Origin of the sequence: Streptomyces sp. NPDC048171 (assembly GCF_043202655.1) — a bacterium.
Taxonomy (GTDB): Bacteria; Actinomycetota; Actinomycetes; order Streptomycetales; family Streptomycetaceae; genus Streptomyces.
On record NZ_JBIDAU010000005.1, the window covers coordinates 492173 to 509966 of the forward strand.

Below are 17794 nucleotides of genomic sequence, written 5' to 3' on the forward strand. Positions count from 1 at the left end.
GCGACAAAGAAGGCGGTGCCTGCCAAGAGGGTGACCGCGGGGAAGGATGCCGTGAAGAAGTCCGCGCCCGCGAAGAAGGCGACCCCCGCGAAGAAGGCGGCCTCTGCCAAGAAGTCCGCGCCCGCGAAGAAGACCGCGTCCGCGAAGAAGACCGCGCCCGCCAAGAGGACCGCGTCCGCCAAGAGGCAGGCTCCCGCCAAGACGCCCGCCGTCGCCCCCAAGAAGGCCTCCGCCGCCGTCAAGGGCGTCGCCCCGGCGAAGACCGTCGCCGCGAAGCCGCCGCGCGGCGAGTCGCGCACCGCCCTGGTCCGCCGGGCCCGCCGGATCAACCGCGAGCTGGCCGAGGTCTACCCGTACGCCCACCCGGAGCTGGACTTCGAGAACCCGTTCCAGCTGGTCGTGGCCACGGTGCTGTCCGCCCAGACCACCGACCTGCGGGTCAACCAGACCACCCCCGCGCTCTTCGCCAAGTACCCCACCCCCGAGGACCTGGCCGCCGCCAACCCCGAGGAGGTCGAGGAGATCCTGCGCCCGACCGGGTTCTTCCGGGCCAAGACCAAGTCGGTCATAGGGCTGTCGAAGGCCCTGGCGGAGGACTTCGGCGGCGAGGTCCCCGGCCGCCTCGAAGATCTGGTCAAACTGCCCGGTGTGGGCCGCAAGACCGCCTTCGTCGTGCTCGGCAACGCCTTCGGCCGTCCCGGCATCACCGTGGACACGCACTTCCAGCGCCTGGTGCGCCGCTGGGAGTGGACCGATGCGACCGACCCGGACAAGATCGAGGCCGCCGTCGGCGCGCTCTTCCCGAAGAGTGACTGGACGGACCTCTCGCACCACGTGATCTGGCACGGCCGCCGCATCTGCCACGCCCGCAAGCCCGCCTGCGGCGCCTGCCCCATCGCCCCGCTCTGCCCGGCGTACGGCGAGGGCGAGACGGACCCGGAGAAGGCGAAGAAGCTGCTGAAGTACGAGAAGGGCGGCTTCCCCGGCCAGCGGCTGAACCCGCCGCGGGCCTACCTGGACGCGGGCGGGAAGGCGGCACCGCCGCTGGGGTCCGCGTGACGGAACGATCCCGGGGGCGCCGGGCGTTGGAGTCGGCAGGACGGGGGTGTGGATGACACGGGCGAGCGACACGCAGGGCCACGCGCGGGGCGCGATGCTCAGCAAGGAGGGTCTGCCCAGCTGGCTGGACCCGGTGGTGCGGGCCGTCGAGACGGTGCGGCCCACGCAGCTGAGCCGCTTCCTGCCGCCCGCGGACGGGGCCGGCCGCCAGTCCGCCGTGCTGATCCTCTTCGGGGACGGCGCGGGCCGGGCCGGCCGCGGCCCCGAGCTGCTGCTCATGGAGCGGGCCGGCTCCCTGCGCTCCCACCCCGGCCAGCCGGCCTTCCCGGGCGGCGCCCTCGACCCCGAGGACGGTGATCCGCGGGGCGACGGGCCGCTGCGGGCCGCCCTGCGCGAGGCCGAGGAGGAGACCGGGCTCGACCCGTCCGGTGTGCAGCTCTTCGGTGCCCTGCCCAAGCTCTACATCCCGGTCAGCGGCTTCGTCGTCACCCCGGTGCTGGCCTGGTGGCGCGAGCCCTCCCCGGTCGGCGTCGTCGATCCCAACGAGACCGCGCGGGTCTTCACCGTCCCCGTGGCGGATCTCACGGACCCGGCCAACCGGGTGACCACCGTCCATCCCAGCGGGCACCGGGGCCCGGCATTCCTGGTCGAATCGGCGCTCGTGTGGGGCTTCACCGCCGGTGTCATCGACCGGTTGCTGCACTTCGCGGGCTGGGAGCGGCCCTGGGACCGGGACAAGCAGGTCCCGCTGGACTGGCGCGCATGACAGGGTGGCCTGCGTACCGAAGACGACAAGGCGAGGCCTGAATCAGTGAACGTGCTGGACATCCTGTTGCTGCTGGCCGCCGTCTGGTTCGCGATCGTCGGGTTCCGCCAGGGCTTCGTCGTCGGCATCCTGTCGGTGACCGGCTTCCTCGGGGGCGGTCTCGTCGCCGTCTATCTGCTGCCGGTCGTCTGGGACGTACTGACGGACAACGCGGAGGTGAGCACGACCGCCGCCGTCGTCGCGGTCGTCGTCATCATCCTGTGCGCCTCCGTCGGCCAGGCCCTCACCACGCATCTGGGCAACAAGCTGCGCCGGTACATCACCTGGTCCCCGGCCCGCGCCCTGGACGCGACCGGCGGCGCCCTGGTCAACGTCGTCGCCATGCTCCTGGTCGCCTGGCTGATCGGTTCCGCGCTGGCCCGGACCACGATGCCGACGATCGGCAAGGAGGTGCGGCAGTCCACGGTGCTGGGGGGTATGCAGGAGGTGCTGCCCGCGGGGGCCGACAGCTGGTTCGAGAGCTTCACCTCGGCCCTTGAGCAGAACGGCTTCCCGCAGGTCTTCAGCCCCTTCTCCAACGAGTCGATCCCCGACACGCAGCCGCCCGACCCCGCGCTGGCGAACAGCCCCGTCGCCGACCGCGCCAAGCGGTCCATCGTCAAGGTCATGGGCACCGCCCCCGACTGCGGCAAGGTCCTGGAGGGCACCGGTTTCGTCTTCGGCGACCGCCGGGTCATGACCAACGCCCACGTGGTGGGCGGCGTCGACGAGCCCACCGTGCAGATAGGGGGCGAGGGCAGGAAGTACGACGCGACGGTCGTCCTCTACGACTGGCGGCGCGACATCGCCGTACTCGACGTGCCGGAACTGGACGCGCCCGCCCTGCGGTTCACGGACGAGGACGCGAGCCGCGACGACGGCGCGATCGTGGCGGGCTTCCCGGAGAACGGCGCCTACGACGTCCGTGCCGCCCGCATCCGCGGGCGCATCACCGCCAACGGTCCGGACATCTACCACCGCGACACCGTCGGCCGTGACGTCTACTCGCTGTACGCGACCGTCCGTCAGGGCAACTCCGGTGGCCCCCTGCTGACGCCCGAGGGCGAGGTCTACGGCGTGGTCTTCGCCAAGTCCCTGGACGACCCCGAGACCGGCTACGCGCTCACCGTGGACGAGATCCGCGAGGACATCAGCGAGGGCCGCGCCGCCAACCAGCAGGTGGACAGCGACAGCTGCGCGCTCTGAGCGCCAACCGCCCGCCTAGACCTGCGAGCCGCGTTGGTGGCGCAGCCGTACCGAGACCCAGCGGGCCCGGCGGCGCAGGATGAGGGGGATGCCCACCCGTGGGTCCGCACCCGCCAGTTGCGGGGTGCCGCCTCCTCGGTGGATGTTCATGCCGCTCGTGGAGCGGCCGTCGCGTGCTACGTCGTTGTAGTCGTGCGTCCAGCCCATACCGGGACGTGTGCCCCCGACCCAAGGTCGATAACCGCTCGGCGGGCGCCCAATTGGCCTATGCGCGGGGCAAGTGGCCGTTCATAGGACAAGCGTTCTGGTTCGGATGCGGGATGCGTTCATTCCGTCACCGATCGGGTTCGGGATCCTTCAGCCAGTTGATCAGTTCGGTCGAGAACGCGACCGGATCCTCTTCGTGCGGGAAGTGCCCGAGACCGTCGAACAGCCGCCAGCGGTACGGCGCTTCGACGTACTGCCCGGACCCGGCCGCGCTCCGCGTCCGCATCACGGGGTCGAGCGAACCGTGCAGGTGCAGGGTCGGCACGCGCACCGGCCGCTTCATGCGGCGGTAGAACTGGATGCCGTCCGGACGGGCCAGCGAACGCACCAGCCAGCGGTACGGCTCGACGGAGCAGTGCGCCGTGGAGGGAACGCACATCGCGCGCCGGTACGCCGTCACCGCCTCCTCGTCCAGCAGCCGCGGCCCCGACCAGTCGTGGAGCAGCCGGCCGACCAGCGCGCCGTCGTCCGCGGTGAGTTGACGCTCCGGCACCCACGGGCGCTGGAACCCCCAGATGTAGGAGCCCGCCCGGCTCTGCCGTACGTCTCCGAGCATGGCCGAGCGCCAGCGCCGGGGGTGCGGCATCGAGGAGACCGCGAGCCGCCGCACCAGCTTGGGCCGCATCGCCGCGGCCGTCCAGGCCAGGTAGCCGCCCAGATCGTGGCCGACCAGCGCGGCGTCCGGCTCGCCGAGCGAGCGGACCACCCCGGTGATGTCCAGGGCCAGGCCGGCGGGGTCGTAGCCGCGCGGGGTGCGGTCGCTGCCGCCGACCCCGCGCAGGTCCATGGCGACGGCACGGAAGCCGGCGTCGGCGAGCGCCACGAGCTGGTGCCGCCAGGTCCACCAGAACTGGGGGAAGCCGTGCAGCAGCAGCACCAGCGGCCCGTCGCCCAGTTCGGCGATGTGGAAGCGGGCGCCGTTGGCCGCGACGTCCCGGTGGATCACCTCGTGGCCGCCGGGCATGGCCGGCCGGACGACCGAGGTGGGGGGCGGGCCCGAAGGGGTGGTGGAGCCGGTCATGAGGACGAGCGTGCCACAGCCTCGATGGCTTCGGGGGACCGGTCGGCGGGCAGTTCCGGACGCGGGTGCGGCTTGGCGTTCTGCAGCACGCCCGCCGACTGCTTCACCGAGGCGGCGACCTTCTGCGGGCCCTTGCCCTTCTTGGCCTTCTTCGCGAAGACGATGCCGATCAGCGCGAGGAGCGCCGCGACGAGGACGTTCGCCGCGAAGGACAGCAGGAAGCAGACGGCCATGTTCCAGCCGCTCCAGGTCCGGATGCCGTAGGCGAGCGCGAAGCTCAGCATCGGCAGCGAGAACAGGAGGACGGCCCCGGCCGCGGAGAACGCGCCGCCGCTCGTCGCCCCGCGCTTGACGTCCTGCCTCAGCTGCGCCTTGGCCAGCGCGATCTCGTCGTGCACGAGCGCCGACAATTCGGTGGTCGCCGAGGCGAACAGCTGGCCGATGCTGCGTTCGGTGCCGACCGGGCTGCCGTCGGGTGCGCTCATCGCGGTCTCCCTCTTCTGCTGGCTCATCTGCGTACGGTTTCGTGACGTCGTCCTCGGCCCCGATGCGTCCGGTCCGAGCGCGAACGGTCCCGTCTTTTGTACCGTCTCGTCAGATCATGCCGGACCGCCGCCCTCATCGCCTGCCCCGCCCTTCACTTCGGCAAGCCGTGCGCCCTCCATCTCCTCGGCGATCCGGCGGTGCTCGGCGGCCTTCTTCTCGTAGATGGCGGCCACGCGCAGGTGGTAGGCGGGGTCGTCCTCCTCGTAGATGTCCGGTACGCCGCTGAGGTCGTCGTCGCGCTCCTCGTCGGCCACCATCCCGCGGTACTTGGCGTTCCGTATCTTCAGCAGCACCGTCGCCAGGCCCGCCGCGATCAGCGAGCCGGTGAGGACGGCGGCCTTCACCTCGTCCGTCAGCGCCGCGTCGCCCTCGAAGGCCAGTTCTCCGATGAGCAGCGAGACGGTGAACCCGATGCCGGCCAGCGTCGCCACCGCGAACACGTCGGCCCATTCGAGGTCGTCGCTGAGCGAGGCCTTGGTGAAGCGCGCGGTCAGCCAGGTGCCGCCGAAGATGCCGACCGTCTTGCCGATCACGAGGCCCAGCACCACACCGAGGGTCTCCGGCCTGGTGAACACGTCGGCGAGCGCTCCGCCCGAGATGGACACACCCGCGCTGAACAGCGCGAAGAGCGGCACGGCCAGGCCCGCCGACAGGGGGCGCACCAGGTGCTCGATGTGCTCGCCCGGCGCGTGCTCCTCGCCCTCGCGCCGGTGGCAGCGCAGCATCAGGCCCATCGCGACACCGGCGATGGTGGCGTGGATGCCGCTGTTGTACATCAGCCCCCAGATCACGAGGCCGAGCGGGACGTACACGTACCAGCCGCGCACGCCCTTGCGCAGCAGCAGCCAGAAGACGCCGAGGCCGACGACTGCGCCGCCCAGTGCGGCGAAGTTCAGGTCGGAGGTGAAGAAGACCGCGATGATCAGGATCGCGAACAGGTCGTCGACGACCGCGAGCGTCAGCAGGAACGCGCGCAGGGCACTCGGCAGGGACGTGCCGATGACGGCGAGCACCGCGAGCGCGAAGGCGATGTCGGTGGCGGTGGGCACGGCCCAGCCGGCCAGGGAGCCGCCGCCCGTGGTGGCGGTGACGGTGTAGACGAGGGCCGGTACGGCCATGCCGCACAGGGCGGCCACCACGGGGAGGGCGGCGGCCTTGGGGTCCTTGAGGTCACCGGCGACGAGTTCGCGCTTGAGCTCGATGCCGGCCACGAAGAAGAAGATCGCGAGGAGGCCGTCGGCGGCCCAGTGGGCGACGGAGAGGTCCAGGCCGATGGCCGCGGGGCCGAAGTGGAAGTCGCTGACGCTCTCGTAGCTGTCGTGCAGCGCCGGTATGTTCGTCCACACCAGTGCGGCGACCGCGGCGACCAGCAGCAGCACACCGCCGACGGTCTCGGTGCGCAGCGCCTCCGCGACGTAGTTCCGCTCCGGGAGGGACAGGCGTCCGAAGGCTTTGCGGGGGGTGCGGGGCGCGGTCACGGGGAAGACCTCCGGTCTGTGGGCAGCACTGGAACACTCGCCGACCAGACTTCCCGGCACACCATGAGGATCTTGTGGGTTCTCTTACGCGCTTTTTAGGGTACCCAAACCCTGGCGCGGCGGCCGGGTGATCTTTGCAACTGTGCATAAGGGTGCCAAATGCGCGAAAAGGGCACCCGGCGGTTTCGCCGGGTGCCCTCGGAGCAGGTGGTTCAGTCCTCGCTGGGTGCCGCGGGGAGCTTCGTCTGGATGAGGTCCATGACGGTGGAGTCGGTCAGGGTGGTGACGTCTCCGAGCTGGCGGTTCTCCGCCACGTCCCGCAGCAGGCGCCGCATGATCTTGCCGGAGCGGGTCTTCGGCAGCTCGGCCACCGGCAGGATCCGCTTGGGCTTGGCGATCGGGCCGAGCGCGGTGCCGACGTGGTTGCGCAGCTCGGCGACCAGGTCCTCGGACTCCGCCGCCGTGCCGCGCAGGATCACGAAGGCCACGATGGCCTGTCCGGTTGTCTCGTCGGCCGCGCCGACCACGGCCGCCTCGGCGACCGAGGGGTGGGAGACGAGGGCCGACTCGACCTCGGTGGTGGAGATGTTGTGGCCGGAGACGAGCATCACGTCGTCGACCCGGCCGAGGAGCCAGATGTCGCCGTCGTCGTCCTTCTTGGCGCCGTCGCCCGCGAAGTACTTGCCCTCGAAACGCGACCAGTACGTGTCGATGAACCGCTGGTCGTCGCCCCAGATGGTGCGCAGCATCGACGGCCACGGCTCGGTGAGGACCAGGTAACCGCCCCCGCCGTTCGGCACCTCGCGGGCCTCGTCGTCGACGACGGTGGCGCTGATGCCGGGCAGCGGGCGCTGGGCGGAGCCCGGCTTGGCCTCGGTGACACCGGGCAGCGGCGTGATCATCATCGCGCCGGTCTCGGTCTGCCACCAGGTGTCCACGACCGGGGTCGCGTCCGCGCCGATGTTCTTGCGGTACCAGACCCATGCCTCGGGGTTGATCGGCTCGCCGACCGAGCCGAGGACGCGCAGGGAGGACAGGTCGAACTTCGCGGGGATGTCGTCGCCCCACTTCATGAACGTCCGGATCGCGGTGGGCGCGGTGTAGAGGATCGTCACGCCGTACTTCTGCACGATCTCCCAGAACCGGCCCTGGTGCGGGGTGTCCGGGGTGCCCTCGTACATGACCTGCGTCGCGCCGTTGGCCAGCGGGCCGTAGACGATGTAGGAGTGGCCGGTGACCCAGCCGACGTCGGCGGTGCACCAGTAGACGTCGGTCTCCGGCTTGAGGTCGAAGACCGCCCAGTGCGTGTACGCCGTCTGGGTGAGGTAGCCGCCGGAGGTGTGCAGGATGCCCTTGGGCTTACCCGTCGTTCCGGACGTGTAGAGGATGAACAGCGGGTGCTCGGCGTCGAACGCCTCCGGCGTGTGCCCGGCCGGCTGCCGGTCGACGGTCTCGTGCCACCACTTGTCCCGGGAGTCGTCCCAGGCGACGTCCTGCCCGGTGCGGCGGACGACGAGCACGTGCTCGACGATGCCGGCCCGCTCGGCGGCCTCGTCGACGGCCGGCTTGAGCGCGGACGGCTTGCCGCGCCGGTAGCCGCCGTCGGAGGTGATGACGACCTTGGCGTCGGCGTCCAGGATGCGGGTGGCGAGGGCGTCGGAGGAGAAGCCGCCGAAGACCACGGAGTGCGCGGCGCCGATCCGGGCGCAGGCCAGCATCGCGATCGCCGTCTCCGGGATCATCGGCATGTAGACCGCGACCCGGTCGCCCTTCTGCACGCCCAGCTCCAGCAGGGCGTTGGCGGCCTTGGAGACCTCGTCCTTTAGCTCGGCGTAGGTGACGGAGCGGCTGTCGCCGGGCTCGCCCTCGAAGTGGATGGCGACGCGGTCGCCGTGCCCGGCCTCCACGTGCCGGTCGACGCAGTTGTAGGCGACGTTGAGCTTGCCGTCCTTGAACCACTTGGCGAACGGCGGGTTCGACCAGTCGAGCGTCTCGGTCGGCTCCTCGGCCCAGGTCAGCCGGTGGGCCTGCTCGGCCCAGAAGCCGAGCCTGTCTGCCTTGGCCCGTTCGTACGCCTCTGCCGTGACGTTGGCGTTCGCGGCCAGGTCGGCGGGGGGTGCGAACCTGCGTTCTTCCTTGAGCAGGTTGGCCAAGGATTCGTTGCTCACGACATCTCCCTTTCTCAGGGTTGTCCGTTGTGTCCCAGGCCACAGCTCATCAGACCCGGGGGGCCGGTGACAAGGGCCGACGGGCAATTGGTTTAGACCTGTCGTGTTCCTTTGCCGCGTTCCCTTCGCGGCCCTGGTCACCCGTACCCACGGACGTCGGTGGTGCCGAGTTCAGCCTCTGTAACGCCCGTCACACCCCAGGGGCGGTCAGGCGGTCAGGTCGGTCTCCAGCACCCGCTCGAACACGGCCTCCCCGCCGCTCTCCGCGAGCAGGTACGACTGGGCCTCGCCGACGTGGAAGTACATGCCGTGCAGTTCCAGGTCGCCGGCGCCCAGGGCCCGGGACACCGACTCGTGGGCGCGCAGGTGCTCCAACTGCTGGACCACGTTGGCCAGGCAGAGCTGCTCGGCCGCGTCTGCGGGCCCGCGCCCGGCGAGGCGGGGCCGGGTGCCGTCGTCCTCGGGCAGGCGCTCCAGGCTCGGCAGCCCGTGCCGCAGCCATCTCTTGAGCGGCGTCTGCCTGCCGCCGGGCTCGGCGTTGAGCAGCGTCTGCATGGCTCCGCACCCGGAGTGCCCGCACACGGTGATGGACCGCACCTTCAGCACGTCCACCGCGTACTCGATCGCGGCGGCCACCGAGTCGTCGCCCTCGTCGCCGGGCAGCGGTACGAAGTTGCCCACATTGCGTACGACGAAGAGGTCGCCGGGGCCGCTGGAGGTGATCATCGATGTGACGACCCGGGAATCGGCACAGGTCAGGAAGAGCTGGGAGGGCTGCTGACCCTCCCGGGCCAGCCGGGCCAGCTCGCCGCGGACCAGGGGGGCGGTGTTGCGCTGGAAGGCGCTGATGCCGCGCGCGAGTTCGCGTCCGTCGGCCGCACCGGGCGCCGGGTCGGCGGCGTCGCCGGTGGCATCCGGCCGGCCGGTGCCGGGCGGGGGCGCGGTGGGCGGCCGCTCGCACTGGTGGTTGCGCCAGGGGGTCCAGGGGCGGCAGCGGCAGTTGTCCGTGTCCGCCGGTTCGGAGATGCGGGTGCCGGGACGGCGGCCGGTGATGTCGACGGATCCGCCCTGCGCGGTGTGTGTCTTCTGCCAGTCCTGCAGCGTCTCGAACGCCGCGTGGTCCATGAACGACCCGTCCAGCTCCACGACGGCGGCCGATCCGTGCGGCACCTGGTGCAGGATCCGGCTGAGCCGGGGCACCGCCAGGAACGTCAACTGGCCCCGCACGTGCACGTGGTGGACGCCCGCGGTCTCGTCGTGGGTGATGCGCATGCGGGTGAGCCGGTGCAGGGCCACGGCGACGGCGACGGCGATGCCCAGGGCAACGCCCTCCAGGACGCCGAGGAACACCACACCGGTGGTGGTGACCGCGTAGACCAGCACCTCACGGTGGCGGGTCACCGTGCGGATGTGGTTCAGCGAGACCATCTTGAGGCCGACGGCCATGACCAGGGCGGCAAGTGAGGCGAGCGGGATGAGCTCCAGGGCCGGGACCAGCAGGAGCGCGGCGATCACTACGAGAACGCCGTGCAGCATCGTGGAGTTCCGGCTGACGGCGCCCGCCGCCACGTTCGCGGAACTGCGCACGGCCACGCCGGCGATGGGCAGTCCGCCGAGCGACCCGGAGACGATGTTCGCGGCGCCCTGTCCGAGCAGCTCGCGGTCGAGGTTGGAGCGCTCGACGCGGCCGGTCAGCCCCGGCCGGGCGGCGACCAGCTTGTCCACGGCGACCGCGCCGAGCAGGGACTGCACGCTGCACACCAGCGTGGTGGTGAGGACGGCCGCGACCAGCCCGAGCACCGGACCCTCGGGCAGCGTCGCCAGCGCGTGACTGCTCCAGGACGGCAGGTCGACCTTGGGCAGGCGGAGCCCGGCGAGGGCGGCGACCACGGTGGCGCCCGCGACGGCGATCAGGGCGGCGGGCATCTTGCCCAGGAGCCGCCCCGCCCGGCCCGGCACGCGGGGCCAGAACGTCAGCAGGGTCAGCGTCAGCACGCTCACCGCCACGTCGGCCGGGCGCAGGTTCGCCAGCTGCGCGGGGAGCGCGATCAGGTTGTCGGGCACGGAACTCTGCGGGGTGCCGCCGAGGACGATGTGCAGCTGGGCGACGGCGATGGTGACGCCGATGCCGGCGAGCATGCCGTGCACGATGGCGGGGCTCACGGCGAGGGCCGAGCGGGCCACGCGCAGGCAGCCGAGGCCCAGTTGGGCGAGGCCGGCGACGACGGTGATGGCGCAGGTCGTGCGCCATCCGTACTGCTGGATGAGGTCGGCGGTGACCACGGTGAGACCGGCGGCGGGGCCGCTGACCTGGAGTGGGCAGCCGCCGATCCACCCGGCGACGATCCCGCCCACCGCGGCGGCGACGAGGCCGGCCTGGAGGGGGGCGCCGGTGGCGAGGGCGATGCCCAGGGAGAGGGGCAGGGCGATCAGGAAGACCGCGATGGCGGCCGACACGTCGGCGCCCGCCACGCGGAAGCGCCTGGGGCCGCGGGGCGGCGGGCTGTGCGGTGGGTGGACGTGCTCGGTACGGGCCGAATCGGTGTGGGCGGGGACGCAGGCTGACATCTTTTCCCGTCTCCTCCGGGGCTGCGCGGTCGCGGTCATGCGGCCGTGGGTCACGGCGTACAGCGGCGGGATGCCAGAGCGCGGTGATTGCGCTCAGTAAACAGAGCGTAATTCAGAGTAAAGAAAAGGCATAGGCTTTTCGCGCAAATGGAGTAATGGGCCGCTCAGTCGAGTGAACCGGTTATTTCATCGGCTTGTCGTACTAATTCCTTCTCATTTCCGTGTCACCTTGACCGCGCTGACGGCATGGCCCGGCTCAGCACCCGACATCGCCTCGTCGGCGTTGGCCCGAGAGAAGGAAGAAGGTGGGCGGAACATGGCCACCACCCGCAGGATGGCCGCGTGCACCGTGGTCGCGGCGGTCTGCGCCTCCGCACTCGCCGGTTGCGCGCTCGACAGCGGCAGCGGTTCCGGTGAAGGGACACATGGCTCGCAGAAGGAAAAGGGGGAAGCCGCCCCGGCGCCGAAGAACGCGGTCCGCCTGATCGGCGACGGTTCCACCGCTTACACCGGAGCGCAGCCGCACCTGCCCCGCCCCGAACGGCTCAAGCCCGGCCAGAAGCCACCGCAGTTCGTGGTCTTCTCGTGGGACGGCGCGGGTGAGGACAGCCAGAAACTGTTCTCCCACTTCCGTGAAGTGGCCAAGGAGAACAACGCCACGATGACGTACTTCCTGAGCGGCGTGTATCTGCTGCCGGAGGAGAAGCGGGATCTGTACAGGCCGCCGCAGCATTCCCCGGGCCGCTCCGACATCGGCTTCAACGACGAGCAGGGCATCGCCGACACCGTCGAGCAGTTGCGTCTGGCGTGGCTGGAGGGCAACGAGATCGGCACCCACTTCAACGGGCACTTCTGCGGCGCCGGCGGCGGTGTCGGCGAGTGGTCGGTCGACGAGTGGAAGGACGAGATCGGCCAGGCCAAGCAGTTCGTGAAGTCCTGGAAGAGCAACACCGGGACGGGGGACGCGTCGCCTCTTCCGTTCGACTACGACAAGGAGCTGATCGGCGCCCGCACCCCGTGTCTGGAGGGCCAGAAGAACTTCGTGCGGGCCGCGAGCGAGATGGGCTTCCGCTACGACAGCAGCGGCGTCAACAACCAGGTCTGGCCGGCCAAGAAGCAGGGCCTGTGGGACCTCTCGATGCAGCTCGTGCCGTTCCCCGGCCACTCCTACGAGCAGCTCACCATGGACTACAACTACATGGTCAACCAGTCGGGCACCACCACCCAGGGCGACCCCGCGAAGCGGGAGTTCTGGGGCGACCAGATGCGTGACAGCCTGCTCCAGGGCTTCCGGCGGGCCTACGACGGCAACCGCGCACCCCTGATCATCGGCAACCACTTCGAGTCCTGGAACGGCGGCACCTACATGCGCGCCATCGAGGAGGCCATCGGGCAGATGTGCAACGAGAAGGAGGTGCGCTGCGTCTCCTTCCGGCAGCTTGCGGACTGGCTGGACGCACAGGATCCGAAGGTCCTGAAGAAGCTGCGCACCCTCGGCGTCGGCGAGGCCCCCGCGAAGGGCTGGGCGCCCTTCCTGTTGGCCGCGCCCGCACCGGCGCCGAAGGGCGTCCCCGGGGCACCGGCCGCCAAGCAGTAGCGCGACGGCCCCCGCGCGGGGGTCACGCCGGGGTGGCGACCTCCTCGCCGAGCACGAAGCCGGGGTCGACCTGCGCCGCCAGGTCGGCCCCGGTGCGCTCGTTGCCCCAGCTCTGGGCGTTCTTCAGGTGGAAGTGGACCATCTGGCGCGTGTAGCGCTCCCAGTCCCGCGACTCGTACGTCTCGTCCACGGCCGTGCGCAAGGCCCGCAGGGCACGGTCGTTGACGTCCTCCAGGAGGTCGAACCGGGGCGGGCGGCCCTTCTCCATGGCGCGCACCCAGTCCGAGTGCCCGACGGTCACCAGGAGGTCGTCGCCGACCTGTTCGCGCAGGAAGTCGAGGTCGTCCGGTCCCTGCACCTTGTTGCCGACGACCTTCAGGGTGACGCCGAAGTCGCGGGCGTACTCCTTGTACTGGCGGTAGACGGAGACGCCCTTCCGGGTCGGCTCGGCGACGAGGAACGTGATGTCGAAGCGGGTGAACATGCCGGAGGCGAACGAGTCCGAGCCGGCGGTCATGTCGACCACGATGTACTCGTCACGGCCGTCGACCAGGTGGTTCAGGCACAGCTCCACCGCTCCCGTCTTGGAGTGGTAGCAGGCGACTCCCAGGTCGGCGTCGGTGAAGGGGCCGGTGACCATCAGACGGACGGTCCCGCCGTCGAGCTCCACCGGCCGGGCGCAGGCGTCGTACACCGGGTTGTCCTCGCGCACCCGCAGCAGGCGTGAGCCCTCGCCGGGCGGCGTCGTCTTGATCATCTTCTCGGCGGAGGGGATGCGCGGGTTGGTGCCGCGCAGGTGGTCCTTGATCAGCGGCAGGTGCGCGCCCATCGCGGGCAGCCCGGCCGACTCCGCCTCGTCGAGGCCCAGTGCGGCCCCGAGGTGCTGGTTGATGTCGGCGTCGATCGCGACGACGGGTGCGCCGCCGGCGGCGAGATGGCGGACGAACAGGGAGGACAGGGTGGTCTTGCCGCTGCCGCCCTTCCCAACGAAAGCAATTTTCATGTTCACCAAGCGTAGTGGATCGATAGCTGTACGTGGCACACGGGGCCGGTAATACGTGAAGAAGACCACTCATTCGTGGGGCGTGGCGCCGGGATGCGTAGGGTCGTACTCATGAGTACGACAGGCGCGACCGCCGATCCGCTCGCGGCCCTGGGCGCACTGCCCGGCGTGGCCGAGTCCGTGGAGTCCGTACGCAGGGCCGTGGACCGCGTCTACGGCCACCGGATCATGCGGCGCCGCAGCAACGAGATCACCTCCGAGGCGGCCCTGCGCGGCGCCCGGGGCTCGGCCGCGCTGTCCGGGGCGGACTGGGCCCTGGAGGAGGTCCGCAGGCGGACCGACTTCAGCGGTGACGCCGAGGCACGCGCGGTGGGCGCGGCCCTGCGGCTGACCGCCGAGGCGGGGCAACTGCTCTCCATCTGGCGTCAGTCGCCGCTGCGGGTGCTGGCCAGGCTGCACCTGGTCGCGGCCGCCGACAAGGCGGACCAGGTGGGACGGCCCCGCCAGGAGGGCGAGCCGGTGGACGAACCGCTCGTCGAACTGCCGCTGCCCGGCGCCGGGGAGGCGCACGGCCGGCTGGACGGGCTCGCCGCGCTGGTCACGGCGGGCGGCTCCGCGCCGGCGCTGGTGACGGCCGCCGTCGTGCACGGCGAACTCCTGGCCCTGCGGCCCTTCACCTCCCACAACGGGCTGGTCGCGCGCGCGGCCGAGCGCATCGTCCTGGTCGGCAGCGGCCTCGACCCCAAGTCGGTCTGCCCCGCCGAGGTCGGCTACGCCGAACTGGGGCGCGCGCCCTACCTGGCGGCGCTCGACGGCTACGCTTCCGGAACTCCTGAGGGCATGGCCGCCTGGATCGCCCACTGCGGCAGGGCGGTGACACTCGGCGCGCGCGAGTCGACGGCGGTGTGCGAGGCGCTCCAGCGCGGGGCGGCGTAGGCGCCGGACGCAGAAATGCGGCGGTACGAAGGCTCGTACCGCCGCTGGCATGTCCACCGGGGTACCAAGCGTCCTCGATGTGTTGCCCATCAGGCCGGGTACTTTGCCCGTCACCTGGTGCGGCTGGCCCGTAATCGACGGGTCGACGTCGCGTGGGTGCCCAGTGGCCATGCTCGGTCCGTGGGGCCAAATGCGTTTTCTAAGGTGATCCTTTCGGATGTCCTTGGTCTCGCGGGCCGTTGATTCCTTTGTACTCCTGCCCCCGAGCAAGCGGAAGTGCTCGCCGCACTTCTTTACTTTTGCGCTCATACGCGGGTGAAAGGGCCCTGCTGGCCCTGCGTGCCGTCAGGCTGCCGCGGACCTCCGCCGGCTCGCGTACCAGACGAGGCCCGCGGTGGCCGCCGCGGCGCCGACGGCCGCGGCGGCCACCAGGGCCGGGCGGGGCGGTACGGAGAATCCCCGGATCCGCTGCTTGAGCCGCACCGGCCGGTGGAAATCGAGAATCGGCCACCCGCGCGCGAGAGCCTCGCGGCGCAGCGCCCGGTCCGGGTTCACCGCGTGGGGGTGGCCGACGGCCTCCAGCATCGGCACGTCGGTCGCCGAGTCGCTGTAGGCGTAGCAGCGGGACAGGTCGTAGCCCTCCGACTCGGCCAGCTCCCGGATCGCCGCCGCCTTCGTGGGGCCGTACGCGTAGTACTCCACCTCGCCGGTGAAGCAGCCGTCGTCGCCCACGATCATGCGGGTCGCCACCACCCGGTCCGCGCCCAGCAGTTCACCGATCGGTTCGACGACCTCGGCGCCCGACGTGGAGACGATCACGACGTCGCGGCCGGCGGTGTGGTGCTCCTCGATCAGGGAGGCGGCCTCGTCGTAGATGATCGGGTCGATCAGGTCGTGGAGGGTCTCGGCGACCAGCTCCTTGACCAACTGGACGTTCCAGCCCCGGCACAGTGCGGACAGGTACTCCCGCATCCGCTCCATCTGGTCGTGGTCGGCCCCTCCGGCGAGGAAGACGAACTGGGCATATGCGGTACGCAACACAGCCCTGCGGTTGATCAGTCCGCCTTGGTAGAACGACTTGCTGAACGTCAGCGTGCTGGACTTCGCAATGACCGTCTTGTCCAGGTCGAAGAAGGCCGCTGTGCGGGGCATGGAGTGGGGCAAGGAGTGGTTTTCCACGACCCCGAGCATAGGCGCAGCCCATTCGGCGTAAGGTGGGGCGTGTGGGTTTGCCTGAGAAGGCTCTCGGGTACACCATGGAAGTCACGGATCGTTCGCGACCGTGCTAACCCGGTCCGACTCCTCCCCCCCCGAGTCGGCCGTGGAGACGACCCCCGCTCTCCCCCCCGGCGGGGGTCGTCGCATGTCCGGGTGGGTTTTCAGGCTCTCGTCCCGTTCCGGGCTCCGTGTCGTGGTGGCGTGCGGAGTCCCTGTCGCCATGTCCATGATCTGTTACTCGGTGTAGTCGTCAGGCTGCTCTGCGGAAGCCATGCAACGGGTGCGAACGCGGTGTGGGCGGAGTGTGGACGGGGGCACGGGAGGCCCGGCAGGGCTCACCGGTTTGAGTGACGCCGATATTCACAATCGTCAACTTGTCCACAGTTTTGGACCAAGATCCACACTATTTCCGCGTTCGCCGCACCGTGATTCCCATGCGTCCGGGCCGCGCCGACTTCCACGGCCGGATCTTTTTGCCGGACACGCCATGTCGGCCGTTCATGCGGGGACCGCTTTCCGGTTCTTCACACGGCCGCGAATCGAAGGGGGAAGCGAACCATGGCCGGAAACATCACGCACGATCCGCCGCCCACCGCGGCAGGGCGGCGCGGCGGGCCGCTGATCGTCACCGAGGACACCGAACTCCTCGACGATCTGCTGCGCCTGTGCGCCGCGGCCGGCGCCACACCGGAGGTGCACCACTCGCTGCCGGCGGTACCGGGGGCGTCCGCCGGGGCGACCGGGGGCGGTACGTCCGGACAGCTCGGGGGCTGGGAGGCCGCGCCGCTAGTGATCGTCGGCGACGACGCCGCGCGGCGCGTGCGTGGAGCGGCGCGGAGGCGCGGCGTGGTCCTCGTCGGCCGCGACCAGGACGACTCCGGGGTCTGGCAGCGGGCCGTCGAGATCGGCGCCGACCACGTGCTGGTGCTGCCCGACGGCGAGCAGTGGCTGGTCGACCGCATCGCCGACGTCACCGAGGGCGTCGGCAGGCCGGCCCTCACCGTCGGCGTCATCGGCGGCCGGGGCGGCGCGGGAGCGTCGACGCTGGCCTGCGCGCTCGCCGTCACCTCCGCGCGGGAGGGGATGCGCAGCATGCTGGTGGACGCCGATCCGCTGGGCGGCGGTCTGGACGTCCTCCTCGGCGGTGAGAGCGCCGACGGGCTGAGGTGGCCCGCGTTCGCCGCATCCCGCGGACGCGTCGGAGGCGGCGCCCTGGAGGAGTCGCTGCCCGAGCTGCATGCGCTGCGGGTGCTCAGCTGGGACCGGGGCGACTGCGTCGCGGTACCGGCGCAGGCCGTCCGCGCGGTGCTCGCCGCGGCCCGCCGCAGGGGTGGCACGGTCGTCGTCGACCTGCCGCGCCGGATCGACGACGGCGTCGCGGAGGTCCTCGCCCAGCTCGACGTCGGGCTCCTCGTCGTCCCCGCCGAGTTGCGGGCCGTCGCGGCGGCCGGCCGGGTGGCCACCGCGGTCGGCATGGTCCTGCGCGACCTCCGCGTCGCGGTACGCGGGCCGTACGCCTCCGGACTCGACGACCGCGAGGTGGCGCGGCTGCTCGGACTGCCCCTGGCCGGCGAGGTGCCGGTCGAGTCGGGACTCCTGCGCGCCACGGAGAGCCGACGCCCGCCGGGCACGTCCGCCCGCGGACCCCTGGCGCGGTTCTGCCGGGAGTTCTGGGACCGGGCGCTGGTGGAGACGGGGGGTGTGGTGTGAGCGCGGTGGGTTCGGTCTACGCGGGGGAGCTGGGCGGAGGAGGGTGCGCGGTGGACGGGGGATCCGGGGGCCGCGGTCCCGAGACGCCGAGGGGGCGGACTGCCGCGGTCGTCCCCGGCTGGGCCTCTCGGACGCCCGCGGGTGGGGCCGGTCCTCCGGTCCGGTCGGCCGGTTCGGTGCGGTCGGCCGGTTCGGTCGCGGGTGGGGCTCAG

14 protein-coding genes are annotated in these 17794 nt (G+C 71.2%); 6 read left to right on the plus strand and 8 right to left on the minus strand.

The annotated features are described in order from the left end of the window. Positions 1 to 51 precede the first annotated feature (51 nt). From nth to ACGF3J_RS16885, 3 genes are read left to right on the plus strand one after another with little or no spacing between them, the layout of a single operon-like run. The gene (gene nth, locus ACGF3J_RS16875; protein WP_161328750.1) at positions 52 to 1059 is read left to right on the plus strand and encodes an endonuclease III; all 1008 of its coding nucleotides are present in this window, start codon (positions 52 to 54) and stop codon (positions 1057 to 1059) included. A 52-nt stretch (positions 1060 to 1111) separates the two neighbouring features. After that, positions 1112 to 1825: a CoA pyrophosphatase gene (locus tag ACGF3J_RS16880; RefSeq protein WP_161328749.1), complete on the plus strand. Its 714-nt coding sequence runs from the start codon at positions 1112 to 1114 to the stop codon at positions 1823 to 1825. A gap of 45 nt (positions 1826 to 1870) precedes the next feature. Beyond that, complete coding sequence (locus ACGF3J_RS16885) at positions 1871 to 3070, plus strand: MarP family serine protease (RefSeq protein ID WP_161328748.1); 1200 nt, start codon at positions 1871 to 1873, stop codon at positions 3068 to 3070. Positions 3071 to 3085: 15 nt separating this feature from the next. On the opposite strand, the gene ACGF3J_RS16890 is transcribed toward ACGF3J_RS16885, so the two are convergent. From ACGF3J_RS16890 to ACGF3J_RS16915, 6 genes are all read right to left on the minus strand, one after another. Continuing rightward, positions 3086 to 3277 (minus strand): hypothetical protein, encoded by a 192-nt coding sequence (locus ACGF3J_RS16890; protein ID WP_161328747.1) that lies wholly within the window; start codon positions 3275 to 3277, stop codon positions 3086 to 3088. A gap of 127 nt (positions 3278 to 3404) precedes the next feature. Next, positions 3405 to 4358 carry an alpha/beta fold hydrolase gene (locus ACGF3J_RS16895; RefSeq protein WP_161328746.1) on the minus strand — a complete coding sequence of 318 codons (954 nt, stop codon included), beginning with the start codon at positions 4356 to 4358 and terminating at the stop codon, positions 3405 to 3407. After that, positions 4355 to 4843 carry a phage holin family protein gene (locus tag ACGF3J_RS16900; RefSeq protein WP_053142649.1) on the minus strand — a complete coding sequence of 163 codons (489 nt, stop codon included), beginning with the start codon at positions 4841 to 4843 and terminating at the stop codon, positions 4355 to 4357. The genes ACGF3J_RS16895 and ACGF3J_RS16900 overlap by 4 nt, the downstream gene beginning before the upstream one ends. Positions 4844 to 4957: 114 nt before the next feature. Beyond that, positions 4958 to 6382 (minus strand): Na+/H+ antiporter NhaA, encoded by a 1425-nt coding sequence (gene nhaA / locus ACGF3J_RS16905; protein ID WP_161328745.1) that lies wholly within the window; start codon positions 6380 to 6382, stop codon positions 4958 to 4960. A 212-nt stretch (positions 6383 to 6594) separates the two neighbouring features. Then, the gene (gene acs / locus ACGF3J_RS16910) at positions 6595 to 8550 is read right to left on the minus strand and encodes an acetate--CoA ligase (protein WP_393854234.1); all 1956 of its coding nucleotides are present in this window, start codon (positions 8548 to 8550) and stop codon (positions 6595 to 6597) included. A 207-nt stretch (positions 8551 to 8757) separates the two neighbouring features. Then, positions 8758 to 11118 (minus strand): bifunctional SulP family inorganic anion transporter/carbonic anhydrase, encoded by a 2361-nt coding sequence (locus ACGF3J_RS16915; RefSeq protein ID WP_161328743.1) that lies wholly within the window; start codon positions 11116 to 11118, stop codon positions 8758 to 8760. A 316-nt stretch (positions 11119 to 11434) separates the two neighbouring features. Between ACGF3J_RS16915 and ACGF3J_RS16920 the strand changes: the two genes are divergently transcribed. Beyond that, positions 11435 to 12715 carry a hypothetical protein gene (locus ACGF3J_RS16920; protein WP_393854235.1) on the plus strand — a complete coding sequence of 427 codons (1281 nt, stop codon included), beginning with the start codon at positions 11435 to 11437 and terminating at the stop codon, positions 12713 to 12715. Between the two features lie 22 nt (positions 12716 to 12737). Here the strand turns inward: ACGF3J_RS16920 and ACGF3J_RS16925 are convergent, their stop codons facing one another. Beyond that, positions 12738 to 13718 carry an ATP-binding protein gene (locus ACGF3J_RS16925; protein WP_393854236.1) on the minus strand — a complete coding sequence of 327 codons (981 nt, stop codon included), beginning with the start codon at positions 13716 to 13718 and terminating at the stop codon, positions 12738 to 12740. 111 nt (positions 13719 to 13829) lie between these two features. Between ACGF3J_RS16925 and ACGF3J_RS16930 the strand changes: the two genes are divergently transcribed. Continuing rightward, positions 13830 to 14654, plus strand: coding sequence for an oxidoreductase (locus ACGF3J_RS16930; RefSeq protein ID WP_393854237.1), 825 nt, complete (start codon positions 13830 to 13832; stop codon positions 14652 to 14654). Positions 14655 to 14999: 345 nt separating this feature from the next. Here ACGF3J_RS16930 and ACGF3J_RS16935 read toward each other — a convergent pair whose 3' ends face one another. Continuing rightward, positions 15000 to 15845 carry an HAD family hydrolase gene (locus ACGF3J_RS16935; RefSeq protein WP_386934439.1) on the minus strand — a complete coding sequence of 282 codons (846 nt, stop codon included), beginning with the start codon at positions 15843 to 15845 and terminating at the stop codon, positions 15000 to 15002. 585 nt (positions 15846 to 16430) lie between these two features. Here ACGF3J_RS16935 and ssd point away from each other — a divergent pair. Beyond that, positions 16431 to 17582: a septum site-determining protein Ssd gene (gene ssd, locus ACGF3J_RS16940; RefSeq protein WP_393854238.1), complete on the plus strand. Its 1152-nt coding sequence runs from the start codon at positions 16431 to 16433 to the stop codon at positions 17580 to 17582. Positions 17583 to 17794: the final 212 nt, after the last annotated feature.